General features: G+C 60.6%; 9 protein-coding genes. 3 read left to right on the plus strand and 6 right to left on the minus strand.

The window, feature by feature from the left end; genetic code table 11:
* Positions 1–90: 90 nt before the first annotated feature.
* The 3 genes from HU743_RS21330 to mfd are packed head-to-tail and all read right to left on the minus strand — an operon-like array spanning position 91 to position 6,834.
* Positions 91–2,781 (minus strand): DEAD/DEAH box helicase, encoded by a 2,691-nt coding sequence (locus HU743_RS21330; RefSeq protein WP_186651065.1) that lies wholly within the window; start codon positions 2,779–2,781, stop codon positions 91–93.
* A gap of 11 nt (positions 2,782–2,792) precedes the next feature.
* On the minus strand, positions 2,793–3,374 hold the full coding sequence (locus HU743_RS21335) for a CsiV family protein (RefSeq protein ID WP_186651066.1): 582 nt from the start codon (positions 3,372–3,374) through the stop codon (positions 2,793–2,795).
* A gap of 10 nt (positions 3,375–3,384) precedes the next feature.
* Positions 3,385–6,834 (minus strand): transcription-repair coupling factor, encoded by a 3,450-nt coding sequence (gene mfd, locus HU743_RS21340; RefSeq protein WP_186621853.1) that lies wholly within the window; start codon positions 6,832–6,834, stop codon positions 3,385–3,387.
* 354 nt (positions 6,835–7,188) lie between these two features.
* Here mfd and HU743_RS21345 point away from each other — a divergent pair, with 354 nt between their 5' ends.
* A complete protein-coding gene (locus HU743_RS21345; protein ID WP_186550392.1) occupies positions 7,189–8,652 on the plus strand; it encodes a glyceraldehyde-3-phosphate dehydrogenase in 1,464 nt (487 codons plus the stop codon).
* 205 nt (positions 8,653–8,857) lie between these two features.
* Here the strand turns inward: HU743_RS21345 and HU743_RS21350 are convergent, their stop codons facing one another.
* A complete protein-coding gene (locus tag HU743_RS21350) occupies positions 8,858–10,156 on the minus strand; it encodes an MFS transporter (RefSeq protein ID WP_186651068.1) in 1,299 nt (432 codons plus the stop codon).
* Between the two features lie 76 nt (positions 10,157–10,232).
* Between HU743_RS21350 and HU743_RS21355 the strand changes: the two genes are divergently transcribed.
* Together HU743_RS21355 and sthA are read left to right on the plus strand one after the other, a co-directional pair.
* Complete coding sequence (locus tag HU743_RS21355) at positions 10,233–11,279, plus strand: FAD:protein FMN transferase (RefSeq protein ID WP_186651070.1); 1,047 nt, start codon at positions 10,233–10,235, stop codon at positions 11,277–11,279.
* Positions 11,280–11,480: 201 nt separating this feature from the next.
* On the plus strand, positions 11,481–12,875 hold the full coding sequence (sthA, locus tag HU743_RS21360) for a Si-specific NAD(P)(+) transhydrogenase (protein ID WP_186550398.1): 1,395 nt from the start codon (positions 11,481–11,483) through the stop codon (positions 12,873–12,875).
* A gap of 42 nt (positions 12,876–12,917) precedes the next feature.
* On the opposite strand, the gene HU743_RS21365 is transcribed toward sthA, so the two are convergent.
* Together HU743_RS21365 and HU743_RS21370 are read right to left on the minus strand one after the other, a co-directional pair.
* On the minus strand, positions 12,918–13,640 hold the full coding sequence (locus HU743_RS21365) for a glycerophosphodiester phosphodiesterase family protein (protein WP_186651072.1): 723 nt from the start codon (positions 13,638–13,640) through the stop codon (positions 12,918–12,920).
* Between the two features lie 14 nt (positions 13,641–13,654).
* Positions 13,655–14,236 (minus strand): PilZ domain-containing protein, encoded by a 582-nt coding sequence (locus HU743_RS21370; RefSeq protein ID WP_186651074.1) that lies wholly within the window; start codon positions 14,234–14,236, stop codon positions 13,655–13,657.
* Positions 14,237–14,311: the final 75 nt, after the last annotated feature.

Below are 14,311 nucleotides of genomic sequence, written 5' to 3' on the forward strand. Positions count from 1 at the left end.
GGTTATGAGCTGTACACAAAATTGTGATTCAACTCGATATCTGTGGGAGCTGGCTTGCCAGCGATAGCTAGCTAACCGGCGACGCCGATCTCAACGTTTATCGATCTTGTCCGGTAACGGCGCGAACAGCGCTTCAATATCATCACTCTGCAACTTCCAGTCCCCGGCCTTGCGCCCATCCAGTACGCCTGCCGCCAGATCAGATTTCTCCTTCTGCAGGTGCTGAATCTTCTCTTCCACCGTCCCGCGGGCAATCAGCTTGTAAACGAATACGGGTTTTTCCTGACCGATGCGATACGCCCGATCAGTTGCCTGGTTCTCGGTCGCCGGGTTCCACCACGGATCGTAGTGAATCACCGTATCGGCTTCGGTCAGGTTCAAACCGACACCGCCAGCCTTCAGGCTGATCAGAAAGATCTGACGCTTGCCGCTCTGGAATTCCTTCACCGGCGTGCGTCGGTCGCGGGTTTGCCCGGTCAGTAGCGCATAGGCGACGTTACGTTTTTTCAGCTCATCCTCAATCAATGTCAGCATCGAGGTGAACTGCGAAAACAGCAGAACCCGCCGACCTTCCTCGAACAGCTCTTCAAGCATTTCCATCAAGCTGTCGAGCTTGCCCGAGGTGCTGGCACGAGCGGGCAGGGCCGTGTCGCTGACCAGACGCAGATCGCAACAGACCTGACGCAACTTAAGCAGTGCCTCAAGAATAATGATCTGACTGCGCGCCACGCCTTTGCGCGTGATCTCGTCGCGGACCTTTTTGTCCATGGCCAGACGCATGGTTTCATAGACATCGCGCTGCGCTTCGTTGAGTTCGACCCAATGGATGATTTCGGTTTTCGGCGGCAGTTCGGTGGCGACCTGTTCTTTGGTGCGGCGCAGCAGAAACGGCTTTATCCGACCGTTGAGGTGCTGAAGTCTGACTTCACTGCCGCGCTTTTCGATCGGCACGCGGTAATCGGCATTGAAGCTTTTCACATCGCCGAGCCAGCCCGGCAGCAAAAAGTGAAACAGCGACCACAGCTCGCCCAAGTGGTTTTCCAGTGGGGTGCCGCTCAAGCACAAGCGCTGGCGCGCATTCAGCTCGCGCGCGGCCTGGGCCGCTTTGCTGTTGGGGTTCTTGATGTACTGCGCTTCGTCCAGCACCAGCACGTGCAGCGGCTGTTTCGCCAGGCGTTCGACGTCCTTGGGCAGCAGCGCATAGGTGGTAAGAATCAGGTCGAAGTCGGCGAGGTTGTCGAAGTGCTTTTTGCGCGTGGCCCCGTACAACGCCACCACCCTCAATTGCGGCGTGAAGTGCGCGGCTTCATCGAGCCAGTTGGGGATCAGGCTGGTCGGCATCACCACCATGCACGGGCGATCCAGGCGCCCGGCGTTCTTCTCGCTGAGAAGATGCGCCAGGGTCTGTAGGGTTTTACCCAGACCCATGTCGTCCGCGAGAATCCCGCCCACCTCCAGTTGCCGCAGCGACTGCATCCAGCTCAAGCCTTCGAGCTGATAGGGACGCAACGTCGCGTTCAGGCCTTGCGGCGCTTCGGCGCTGAAATCGCGGATGTCGCGCAGGCGTTGGGCGAGTGTTCGGATCTGTTCGCCGCCCTCCCACAACAGTGGAATGCCGTCCAGCGCATTGAGGCGCGTCGCATCGGCCTTGCTCAGGCGCAAGGTGGTTTCGCCGGGCTCTTGCAGGTAAAACTCGCCGAGGGTGGTCAGTACCGGTTTCAGGCGGCCGAGCGGCAGCGCGACCTGCAGCGGACCGTGTTCGCTGGTCCGTTGTGGAATATTGACCAGAATCAGCTCGTCATCGCGGCGGCGCGCCAGGCGTTCCGGGTTGAGGATTTCGGCGTGTGAGCGCATCAGGTTGAGCAAAATTGGCAGCAGGCTCAGGCGTTCGCCATTGACGATGATGCCCAGTTCCAGATCAAACCAGTCGCGTTCCGGGACTTGTTCAACCGTGGCGTACCAGTCGTCGACGGCAGTCAGGTCGAAGCCGAACTCCTCGTCGATCTGTAATTCCCAGCCCAGGCTGCGCAGCTTTGGCAGGTCGTTAAGGGTGAAGGTCAGCCAGGCGCTGTCGTTGACCATTTCGTACAGCTCGCCCGCGCTCTCCGGCAAGGCTTTGCTCTGCCGCGTGGCGATACGGAAGCCGAGTATGCGCAGTTGTTCCCGGTAGGACTGTTCGACGTCGGGGTGGCGCTTGACGCGCAGGGTCTGGGTCTCTTGGCGAATCAGGATATCGCTGTTCTTCTGCCCGCTGACGTACTCGTCCAGATAGCTGAACGAGAGTGCCGCGCGGTGCTGGATATAGCGCTGCATCTTGCCGTTACGCGGCTCGAACGCGCTGAACTCGGCGCTCGCCAGCCACAGGCGTGGCAGCGGTTGCACGTTGTCCACCAGCACCTGCGGCGGCGCTTTCGGGCTGCGGTTTTCCAGGACAGCCTGGAGCTTTTCCAGCAGCGCGGCATCTTTCGCGGCGGCGGGATAATCGAGGGTTTCCTGGACTTTCAGCAGCACCGCAGCACAGTGCTTGCAGTTGCTGCGGACCGGGCAGGTGCAAGTGGCGTCGACCAGCAGCAGCGTGCCTTTGGCCGACTCGCGCAAGTGAATCGTCTGGCGGTAAACGCTGCCACCGGAGCCTTCGCAACTGGCCGTGATGGTCGCATCGCCGACCTGTGCGATGCGTACCCGGTTTTCCAGGGCGTAGCGACGGCCACGCTCCAGGCTCTGTTCCTTGAATCGGCTGACCCAGGAGGACGCCAACGGTTTGCTGAGGGGCGGGGGCATAAGGACTTCGATCAGTCCGGAATCGCTTCAGGTGCTTCCCGTGGCGCCGGCGCGGTCAGGGAAGTGATCTTGATCAGCAAAGCCAGGTGGCCGTTGTCGAGGTAGTTAAGTTGGCCGTTCTTCGTGTGGCTGTCCTGGCGCAGCCGTTCACTGGCGGTGACCAGGCCGTTGGCGTCGATCTGGTTGACCCAGAAGTCGGCCGTTACGTCGGTGAAGCGACCAAGTTTCATCTCCAGCGTGCCTTCGATCGGGAACTGCCCAAACTGCTCCTGGCCGTCACTGACTGCGACTTTCACCGGCGTTTCGCCGAGGCTTTGCTGCCAGGCTTTGTGCATCAGCACGGTGTACTCGCCGCTGGCGGTGAGTTTGCTCACGACATCGTTCAGCGCAGGCGTGCGCAGGCTGTCGTTGCCCAGGCGTTGGGCGCCGGTGGCCCAGTCTTCCGGCGCGGCGCGGCTGACGATGGCCGGCACGGCATTCTGGCGCACCAGAATCATTTCGACCTGATACGTGTCATCGGCAAACGCCATCGGTGCCAGCACTATTATCGACAGCGAGGTGAGCAGCAAAGTCAGAGAGCGGAACAGGCGCATTGGGCGTCCTTCAAGCGGATTTCGGGATGAGACGCTCAAACAGCGCCTCTACAGTATTAAAACGTTCTTCCGGGCGCTCCATCGGCACCTGGAATTTAAACATCGTCGCGCCTTCGAATTTGTAGCGTTTGGGCTGGGTCTGGATCAGCTTGATCAGCGTCATCGGGTCGACTGGCGTCTGCGCTTCGAACTCGATACGCCCGCCCTGCGGCCCGCCATCGACTTTTTTGATGCCGAGCTTTTCCGCCTGCAGTTTCAACGCGGTGATCCGCACCAGGTTCTTGGTCGGCTCCGGCAGCAGGCCGAAACGGTCGATCATCTCGACCTGCAGATCTTTCAGACCTTCTTCGTCGGTCGCCGAGGCGATGCGTTTATACAGAATCAGACGCGCATGCACATCCGGCAGATAGTCTTCCGGAATCAGCGCCGGCACCCGCAGATTGACTTCCGGGCCACCGCCTAGCGGTTGATCGAGGTTCGGCTGCTCGCCTTTGCGAATCGACTTGACCGCGCGCTCGAGCATTTCCATGTACAGCGTGAAGCCCACCGCCTGAATCTGCCCGCTCTGACCGTCGCCGAGCAGTTCGCCAGCGCCGCGGATTTCCAGGTCGTTGGTCGCCAGCACGAAGCCGGCGCCGAGGTCCTGGGTGTTGGCGATCGCTTCCAGACGCTTTTCCGCGTCCGAAGTGATTTGCTGGCGCGGCGGCGTCAGCAGGTAGGCGTAAGCCTGGTGGTGACTGCGGCCGACGCGGCCACGCAACTGGTGCAGCTGTGCCAGACCGAACTTGTCGGCTCGTTCGATGATGATGGTGTTGGCGCTCGGCACGTCGATGCCGGTCTCGATGATGGTCGAAGCGATCAGCACGTTGAAACGCTTGTGGTAGAAGTCGCTCATCACCTGTTCGAGTTCGCGCTCGCGCATCTGCCCGTGGCCAATACCAATGCGCGCTTCCGGCACCAGTTCGGCGAGGTCGGCGGCGCATTTCTCGATGGTCTTCACATCGTTGTGCAAGTAGTAGACCTGGCCGCCACGCAGCAGCTCGCGCAGCAGGGCCTCTTTGACCGTGCTCTTGTTCTGCTCCATGACGAAGGTGCGCACCGACAGGCGTCGCGCTGGCGGCGTGGCGATGATCGACAGATCGCGCATGCCCGACACCGCCATGTTCAGCGTGCGCGGAATCGGTGTGGCGGTCAGGGTGAGAATGTCGACTTCGCTGCGCAGCGCCTTGAGCTGTTCTTTCTGACGCACGCCAAAGCGGTGTTCTTCGTCGATGATCACCAGGCCGAGGTTTTTGATTTTCACGTCGTCGGACAGCAGCTTGTGCGTGCCGATGACAATGTCGATCTTGCCTTCCGCCAGATCAGCAATCGCCGCGTTGACTTCCTTGGCGGACTTGAAGCGGCTCATCACCTCTACGGTCACCGGCCAGTCGGCGAAGCGGTCGCGGAAACTGTTGTAGTGCTGCTGGGCGAGCAGGGTGGTCGGTACCAGAATCGCCACCTGACGACCGCCGTGCACCGCGATGAACGCGGCGCGCATGGCCACTTCGGTCTTGCCGAAGCCGACGTCGCCGCAGACCAGGCGATCCATCGGTTTCGGCGCGAGCATGTCTTCGCGCACGGCTTCGATGGTCGCTTGCTGGTCCGGGGTTTCTTCGAACGGGAAACCGGCGCTGAACGTGGCGTAATCGGCTTTCGGGTCGGCGAACGCGTAACCTTCGCGGGCGGCGCGACGGGCATAAATGTCGAGCAGTTCGGCGGCGACGTCGCGCACCTGTTCGGCGGCTTTGCGCTTGGCTTTCTGCCAGGTTTCCGAGCCGAGACGATGCAGCGGCGCCAGCGAGTCGTCGCTGCCGGTGTAACGGGCGATCAGGTGCAGGTTAGCGACCGGCACGTAGAGCTTGGCGTTCTCGGCGTATTCGAGGGTGAGGAATTCAGCGGCCTGATTGTCGATTTCCAGAATCGTCAGGCCCAGATAGCGACCGACACCGTGGTCAATGTGCACCACCGGGGCGCCTTCGCGCAGCTCGGTGAGGTTCTTGATCACTGCATCGTTGCTGACGTCGCTGCGCTTCTCGCGGCGACGGCGTTGCATCACCCGTTGGCCGAACAGCGGACTTTCCGCGACCAGTGCCAGTGCCGGGTCGTCGAGCACCAGACCTTCGTCGAGCGGGGCGATGGTGATCGCCAGACGATCCTTGCCAGCGACGAAATCCGGCCAGCTATCGACGGTTTTGGGACGCAGCTTCAGGCGTTCGAGCAGTTCCAGCAGGACTTCGCGACGACCCGCCGATTCGGCGGTGAACAGCACGCGTCCGGGGAATTGTTCGAGGAAGCCGGCCAGCGCCGCCAGCGGTTGGGTGGCTTTGGCTTCGATCGCCAGATCCGGCAATGCATGCGCCGGGAAGCGTTCACGGCCGACACCGCTCTCAACGTCTTGCTGACTCGCCACTACCCGTGGCCAGTTCTTCAGCCGTGCAAAGCAGTCTTCCACCGGCAGGAACAATTCGGCCGGTGGCAATAAAGGGCGCGAAGGATCGACGCGGCGCTCTTCATACCGATTGCGCACGTCGTTCCAGAAATTCTCCGCCGCTTGCTCGATGCCCGGCAGTGAGAACACCTGAGTGTCCTGGGGCAGGTAGTCGAACAGCGTCGAGGTTTCGTCGAAGAACAGCGGCAGGTAGTACTCGATACCGGCCGGTGTGATACCACTGCTCAGGTCCTGAAATATCGGGCAACGGCGGAAGTCCACGTCGAAGCGCTCACGGAAGCGCGCCTTGAAGCGGGTGACTGCGTCTTTCTGCAACGGAAACTCGCGGGCCGGCAGCAGCTTGACCGACTCGACCTTGTCGATGGAGCGTTGGGTTTCCGGATCGAAGGTGCGCAGGGTTTCGATTTCATCATCGAACAGGTCGATGCGATACGGCAGTTTGCTGCCCATCGGGAACAGGTCGATCAGCGCGCCACGTACGGTGAATTCGCCGTGTTCATAAACTGTGTCGACATAGCGATAGCCGCTGGCCTCGAGCCGCGCGCGCATCTGCTCGACATCGAGCTTCTGGCCGATGTCCAGCACCAGGCTGCTGCCGAGCAGGAATTTGGTCGGCGCCAGTCGGTGCAGGGCCGTGGTAATCGGCACCACCAGTACGCCATGCGCCAATTCCGGCAGCCTGTATAAGCTGGCGATGCGCTGGGAAATGATGTCCTGGTGCGGCGAGAACAAATCGTACGGCAGGGTTTCCCAGTCGGGAAAATGCAGCACGGGCAAATCCGGGGCGAAGAAACTCAGCTCCTGTTCCAGCCGTTCGGCGCTTTGGCTGTCGGCGGTCAGCAGCAGGGTGAAGCGCTTGGCAGCGCTGGCAGCCTCGGCAATCGCCAGGCTGAGGGCAGCACCGGGCAGATTGCCCCAATGCTGTTTACCTGCCTCGGCAGGGAGTAGCGGTAGACGCAGAACAGGCACGGAAGGTTGAGCTCCAGGCGTTGCGACAAAGTCGGTAATTGTAGCGGTCTGCGGTGCCACCTGTCAGTTGCAGACTACGTCTATCTTCGCGGTTTGGACGAAATGTAGTGGTAACCATAAAAACGAGCACTTTTTCAGTGGTTATGTAGTGCCGAAACCGGGTCGTGTTTCGGAGGGTTACAGACATCGTCTAACAGTCGTCGAAAAATTGACTGCGCTGAAAGCCGCGGTTTTACTGGGCTGGAGAGCGGCGTAATTTTTTTGAACAGGATTTTGTTAACGGATTGGCGACAAGCGCGCATTGCTGAAAGAGGTTGTCGGCGGCATAATGTAGCCCCTTTTTTCTGCCCCTACATGTGGAAGGTTACCGTGACTCAGAAGCCCGACCAGTGTCTTGGTGAATGGATCGACCGTGAAGCACTCGCAGAAGCGATGATCCCGCTTATCGGTCAGCTCTACCGCAATAACAACGTGGTGAGCTCGATCTATGGCCGCAGCCTGATCAACCAGTCTGTCATCGCGATTCTCAAAGCTCACCGCTTTGCGCGCCACCGTTCCTCCGACGACAGCGAACTCTCCGTCCACGAAACATTCCCACTGCTCAAGGCCATGAGCGAGCTCAAGCTCGGCGCGGCTTCGGTAGACCTGGGCAAGTTGGCGTTCAAATTCCGTAACGAAGGCAATGGCCGCAGCGCCGAGCAGTTCGTGCGTGAAGAAATGGCTGACGTGGTGGGGCAGCAAAACGCTTCGCCCCGCAAAGGCACCGACGTTGTGCTGTACGGCTTCGGTCGTATCGGCCGCCTGCTGGCGCGCATCCTGATCGAAAAAACCGGTGGTGGCGACGGCCTGCGTCTGCGCGCCATCGTCGTGCGCAAAGGCGCCGAGAACGACCTGACCAAACGCGCCAGCCTGCTGCGTCGCGATTCGGTGCACGGTTCGTTCAACGGCACCATTACCATCGACGAAGAAAACAACACCATCACCGCCAACGGTAACCTGATCCAGGTGATCTACGCGAAGAACCCGACCGAGGTGGATTACACCCAGTACGGCATCAAAGACGCGCTGCTGGTGGACAACACCGGTGTATGGCGTGACGCCGACGGCCTGGGTCAGCACCTGGCCTGCCCGGGTATCGACCGCGTTGTTCTGACCGCACCTGGCAAGGGCAAGCTGAAGAACATCGTTCACGGCATCAACCACGGTGAAATCACCGCTGACGACAAGATCGTGTCGGCTGCTTCCTGCACCACCAACGCCATCGTGCCGGTGCTCAAAGCGGTCAACGACAAGTTCGGCATCATCAACGGTCACGTCGAAACCGTTCACTCGTACACCAACGACCAGAACCTGATCGACAACTTCCACAAGGGCGATCGCCGTGGCCGTAGCGCCGCACTGAACATGGTGATCACCGAGACCGGTGCCGCCACCGCTGCTGCCAAGGCCCTGCCTGAGCTGGCCGGCAAGCTGACCGGTAACGCGATTCGCGTGCCGACGCCGAACGTGTCGATGGCCATTCTCAATCTCAACCTTGAGAAAGCCGCCACCCGTGAGGAGATGAACGAGTACCTGCGCTACATGGCGCTGCACTCCGAACTGCACAAGCAGATCGATTTCGTCAATTCGCAGGAAGTGGTGTCGACTGACTTCGTCGGTTCGCGCCACGCCGGTGTGGTCGACGCTGAAGCGACCATCGTTCAGGACAACCGCGTTGTGCTGTACGTCTGGTACGACAATGAGTTCGGTTATAGCTGCCAGGTGGTTCGCGTGATGGAAGACATGGCTGATGTAAATCCGCCTGCGTTCCCGCGATAAGCCGCAGGCTTGAATGAAAACGCCCCGACATTTTGTCGGGGCGTTTTTGTTTGTGGAGTGATCGTTCCCACGCTCTGCGTGGGAATGCCTCAAGGGACGCTCCGCGTTCCAATGGGACGCAGAGCGTCCCGGGCTGCATTCCCACGCAGAGCGTGGGAATGATCGCGTCTCCTGTGGGAGCGAGCCTGCTCGCGAAAGCATTCTGTCAGGCGCCGCTGGCAACCGACGCTTGCGCCGTGCGCAGTTCATGCCGGTTGCCACGAAACAGCACCAACGTCGCAATCAACCCCAACACCGCCGCGCCACTGAGCCAGATTCCCGGCGCCGCCTTATTGTCCAGCACATGGATCAGATACGTGCACGCCGCCGGGGTAAATCCACCAAACGTCGCCGTCGCCAAGCTGTACGCCAGCGAGAAACCGGTCGTGCGCACTTCCACCGGCATGATTTCGGTCAGCGCCACAACCATCGCGCCGTTGTACGAGCCGTACAGAAACGACAGCCACAACTCGACAATCAGCAAGTGGCTGAAGCTCGGATTGGCGACCAGCCACGACAGGGCAGGGTAGGCGGTAAGAATCGCCAGAATCGTCGCCGCCAGCAGTAAGGGTTTTCGCCCGATCTTATCGGACACCGCACCCATCACCGGCAGCCAGAAGAAGTTCGACAGGCCGATACACACCGTCACCAGCAACGCATCGAGATCTGACAGGTGCAACTCTGCCTTGCCGAATGTCGGGGTGTACGCGGTGATCAGGTAGAACGACACCGTGGTCATCACCACCAGCGCCATGCCGGCGATGACGATGGCAAAGTTCTGGCCGATCGAACGGACGACTTCGCCGAGGGTAGGGCGGTGGGTGCGCGCCTGGAATTCCGGGGTTTCCTCCAGAGAGCGGCGGATGAAGAAAATCACCGGCACGATCAAGCAGCCAATCAGAAACGGCACGCGCCAGCCCCACTCGCCCATTTGCTCCGGGCTCAGCCAGTGGTTGAGGCCGACCCCAAGCAGGCCGGCGAAGACCACCGCAGCCTGTTGGCTGGCAGACTGCCAACTGACGAAAAAGCCTTTGCGCCCCGGTGTGGAGATTTCCGCCAGATAGACCGAGACGCCGCCCAGCTCCACGCCGGCCGAGAAGCCTTGTAGCAGCCGTCCGAACAACACCAGCAGCGGTGCCGCGACCCCGAGCGTCGCATAGCCCGGCACGCAGGCAATCAGCACGGTGCCGGCCGCCATCATCGCCAAGGTGATGATCAGACCTTTGCGCCGTCCGTGACGGTCGATATAGGCGCCGAGGAAAATCGCCCCCAGCGGGCGCATCAGGAAGCCGGCCCCGAAGGTCGCCAGCGACAGCATCAGCGAAGCGAACGCGCTGTCGGTGGGGAAAAAGGTTTTGGCGATGGCGGTGGCGTAGAAGCCATACACCATGAAATCGAACATTTCGAGGAAGTTGCCGCTGACAACGCGGAAAATCGCTTTGCCTTTGCCCGGGGTGGAGGACATGGTCGGTTACTCACTGTTTCAATTTTGTAGAAAGGCATTGCAGCCGTGCGGGAGCGAGCGGGCGCTGTAGTCCATAATGGCCGCCGCGGTTTTGCGGGGAGATGAAGAATTGTTAACTGGACGCTGGGTGGGGCTTGTGGTGCTGGCGATGCTGTGCGCCGGCTGTGGCAACGGCGATTCCATGGAGAGCATTGGCGGCCCGACGATGGGCAGTACCTGGTCGGTCAAGTACGTGCGCCACGCCGGCCTCGCCGACCCTGTGCAAGTGCGCGGCGAAGTGGCGCGCATCCTCGCTGAAGTCGATCTACAGATGTCGACCTATCGGAGCGATTCGGCTATCGAACGCTTCAACGCCTTGCCCGCCAATGACTGTCTGGCCATGCCCGCCTCGGTATTGGAGTTGGTCCGTGTCGGCGAACGACTGTCGGCGCAAAGCGCGGGTGCTTACGACCTGACCGTCGAACCGCTGATCAACCTCTGGGGCTTTGGTCCGCAAGGGCGCGCGGAAAAGATCCCCGACCCGGCGGCGGTAAGCGAGGTCATGCAGCGTGTCGGCTATCAGCACTTGCACATCGACGGCAACCGCTTGTGCAAGGACGCCGCTGTCGAAGTCGACCTGAACAGCATCGCAGCCGGTTACGCCGTGGACAGCATTGCCGCGAGGCTGGAGGCCATGGGCATCTACGCTTACCTCGTCGAAGCCACGGGCGAATTAAAGGCCAAGGGGAAAAAACTTGATGACTCGCCCTGGCGCATCGCATTGGAAGAGCCTCGCGACGACCAGCAAGTGGCCGAGCGCATTATTAATGTCGACGGCTACGGCGTGTCCACGTCCGGCGATTACCGTAACTATTTTCTGCAGGATGGCCGGCGCTATTCCCACACCGTCGATGCGCGCAGCGGTGCCCCGGTCCTACACGACCTGGCGTCCGTCACGGTGATTCATCCTTCAGCGTTGATGGCCGATGGACTATCGACGCTGCTGCTGATTCTCGGCCCGGAAAGGGCGCGGGACTATGCCCAAAAACATGCCATTGCTGCATTCTTTGTCTTGCGTGCCGATACAGGTTTTATCATCCGCACCAGTCAGGCATTCGATCAGCTCGCGGGTGCAAAAAATTGATTGAAGACAAGACGAAAGCTGGCGTTGTAGTGCAGGCAAAAGTAGCCTACGACGCGACCAAGGGTTAATGTGCGCGGCGTTGACGCTTCTATAGACTGTGTCCGGGTTCTCTACTGGCCCCCAATTGTTCCTTCGCGCCGCCGTTCGGCGTGATTTAGCCGCCGGTGCTGCTGGCACCGCGGCCTGTTCTGAGGAGTACGCATGGCTGTCTACAACTACGACGTGGTGGTGCTGGGTTCCGGCCCGGCGGGAGAAGGCGCGGCAATGAACGCCGCCAAAGCAGGGCGCAAGGTCGCGATGGTCGACAGCCGTCGTCAGGTCGGCGGCAACTGCACCCACCTCGGCACCATTCCGTCCAAGGCACTGCGTCACTCGGTGCGGCAGATCATGCAGTTCAACACCAACCCGATGTTCCGGGCGATCGGCGAGCCGCGCTGGTTTTCCTTCCCAGACGTGTTGAAAAGCGCCGAAAAAGTCATTTCCAAACAAGTCGCATCGCGCACCGGCTACTACGCCCGTAATCGCGTCGACGTGTTCTTCGGTACCGGCAGCTTCGCCGACGAGCAAACCATCGAAGTGGTCTGCGGCAACGGGGTGGTCGAGAAACTGGTCGCCAAGCACATCATCATTGCCACCGGTTCGCGCCCGTATCGTCCGGCGGACATCGATTTCCATCACCCGCGTATCTACGATAGCGACACCATCCTCAGCCTCGGCCACACTCCGCGCAAACTGATCGTTTACGGCGCCGGTGTGATCGGCTGTGAATACGCCTCGATCTTCAGTGGCCTGGGTGTGCTGGTCGAGCTGGTCGACAACCGTGGCCAGTTGCTGAGCTTCCTCGACTCGGAAATCTCCCAGGCGTTGAGCTATCACTTCAGCAACAACAACATCACCGTGCGCCACAACGAAGACTACGACCGCGTCGAAGGCGTGGACAACGGCGTGATCCTGCACCTCAAGTCGGGCAAGAAGATCAAGGCCGACGCCTTGCTCTGGTGCAACGGCCGTACCGGCAACACCGATACGCTGGGTCTGGAAAACATTGGCGTCAAGGTCAACAGCCGTGGCCAGATCGAAGTCGACCAGAACTACCGCACCTGCGTGGAAAATATCTACGGTGCCGGTGACGTGATCGGCTGGCCGAGCCTGGCCAGTGCCGCTCACGACCAGGGCCGTTCCGCCGCTGGCAGCATCGTCGATAATGGCAGCTGGCGTTTCGTCAATGACGTGCCAACCGGCATCTACACCATTCCGGAGATCAGCTCGATCGGCAAGAACGAGCAGGAGCTGACTCAGGCCAAAGTGCCTTACGAAGTCGGCAAGGCGTTCTTCAAGAGCATGGCGCGGGCGCAGATCGCCGGCGAGCCGCAAGGCATGCTGAAGATCCTGTTCCACCGCGAAACCCTGGAAGTGCTCGGTGTGCACTGCTTCGGTTATCAGGCGTCGGAGATCGTCCACATCGGTCAGGCGATCATGAACCAGCCGGGCGAACTGAATACGCTGAAGTATTTCGTCAACACCACGTTCAACTACCCGACCATGGCCGAAGCCTATCGGGTAGCTGCATACGACGGCCTCAACCGGCTTTTTTGACGGGCTCCGGCCGGTGGCCTGAGCCGGCCGGGGAGACCGATTTCAGCAATTCTCAAGGGTGGCAGTGGCCAAACCGGGAAAGTCTGTAATCAGGCTGTCAACGCCGAAGTCGGCGAGTCTGCGCATCAGCGCGGGCTCGTTGACGGTCCATACCGACACATGCAGACCTTGGCGCTGCGCCTTTTGCAGGCGTTCCGGCGTACACAGCGTCCAGTTCAGCGCGAGAATCTCACAGCCATAGCTGGCCGCGACTTTCAGCGGATCGAGCCAGGCGTATTCGGCCACCAGGCCACGGGATACGTCCGGAACCAGGTCCACTGCCGCTTTCAACACTTCCCGCGAACTCGAGGTGATCGTGACCTTGTCGAGCAAGCCATGGCGCTGAGCCATTTCCCGAATCGCCAGCACGGTGGTTGCGGCGCGCGTGCGTGAAGCGCTTTTGACTTCCAGCTGCCAGTGCTCGAAATCACATTGTTCGAACAACGCTTCCAGCGTGGGAATCGGGCAGGGCTTGATCCAGCCCGGGCCGCCCTTGCGCGCGTCGTAGGTCACCAGCTCGGCGGCGGTGTGCTCGACAACTTTGCCGCGACGGTCGGTGGTGCGCTTGAGCGTAGGGTCATGGATGACCATCAGCTCGCCGTCCTTGGACAGGTGCAGATCCAGTTCGCAACGGCGCACGCCGTGCTTGAGACATTCCTGAAAACTGCTCAGGGTATTTTCCGGTGCTTCGCCCTTGGCGCCGCGGTGGCCGTAAATGAGGGTCACGGTGCTTCCTTAAGTTAGATGCCAGATTCGTTCTGTTCGCGAGCCAGACGTCGTTCCTGCGCCTGCTTCTGCAAGATGTAGCGGGCGAGCAACTGGCGCTGGGCGTCGGTCAGGTGTTCGAACTCGGTGCCGACGTCATAGCCATCGCCCTTGCGGTCGCAGTGGGTGACGCGGGCGCGCAGCAGCAGACCCAGTGCCTGTGGCATCAACACCAGCTTGACCGACAGGTGTGCGCCGGTGGCAATCGGTGTCGGGTACTGAAAGTCGATCCCGCCTTCGGAGATGATCACCGGTTGTGGCTCGCCGATGTGGCCGAGCACGGTCAGGGCAACCACCTGGCTGAGCAGGTCGATGCGTTTGTTCTGGGATTTGAGGAACGCGGCGATTGCCCGGTCGCGCTCGCTGATCTGGCGCAACAGGTGCTGCGACTCGAATTCGCTCAGGTGCAGTTCACTGAGCAGGTTGAAGAGTGGGGAAGCATCCTGCAACACTTCCTCGCCTGCGGCTTCGGGAGCGGACAGGGGCCGAATTTCCAGTGCGATCGTGTCCTCGATACGGTAGTATTCGCGGCGATCTTCTTCATCTAATGTCGACATGGCGAACCCATGGTAGCGGCGGTGGTCTGAGTGTAAAGCTGGTTATCGACCCCCGCCACAAGGACGTTCCTTTTC

The organism is Pseudomonas sp. SWRI99, from assembly GCF_014270125.1.
GTDB lineage: Bacteria > Pseudomonadota > Gammaproteobacteria > Pseudomonadales > Pseudomonadaceae > Aquipseudomonas > Aquipseudomonas hamedanensis.